This window comes from Pseudomonas sp. BN411, assembly GCF_029871235.1.
Classification (GTDB): Bacteria; Pseudomonadota; Gammaproteobacteria; order Pseudomonadales; family Pseudomonadaceae; genus Metapseudomonas.
Genome location: NZ_SSOM01000003.1, coordinates 1 through 538, shown reverse-complemented (window position 1 = coordinate 538; position 538 = coordinate 1). Strand labels below are relative to the sequence as shown.

Here is a 538-nt window from a genome sequence, read left to right as displayed (position 1 = left end):
CCTGACTGCGGCAGGCGCCTACAGCTTCACGCTGCTCAAGCCGCTGGATCACGCGGCGGGCAACGATGAAAACGACATCACCCTCAACCTCGGCTCCCTGCTCCGGGCCACCGACGCGGATGGCGACACGGTAACGGCCGCACCCGAGAAGCTGGTCATCACCGTTGACGACGACACGCCGACCGCGACCGGTGCAGCCGAAACCGGCACCGTGGACGAGGACGGCGTCGCCGGAGGGATCGCCGGTGGCACCGGCGACGTGGCGGGTGCTGCGACCACCGCCAGCGGCAGCGTCACCGGCATCTTCCAGTCCGGTGCCGATGCGCCGCTGAGCTATGCCCTGTCCGGCGACACCAGCGGCTTGCCAGTATTGAGTTCCGGCGGCGTCGGGCTGACCTACAGCGTTGTCGGCAACACGCTCACCGCCTCGGCCGGCGCGGTCGATGTGTTCACCTTCAGCCTGACCACAGCGGGGGCCTACAGCTTCACGCTGCTCAAGGCCCTGGATCATGCCGCCGGCAATGACGAGAACGACATC

1 pseudogene is annotated in these 538 nt (G+C 68.0%); it reads left to right on the top strand.

What is annotated here, in order from left to right:
- Positions 1-538: pseudogene (locus E8F06_RS00015) on the top strand (hypothetical protein); the annotation flags it as partial.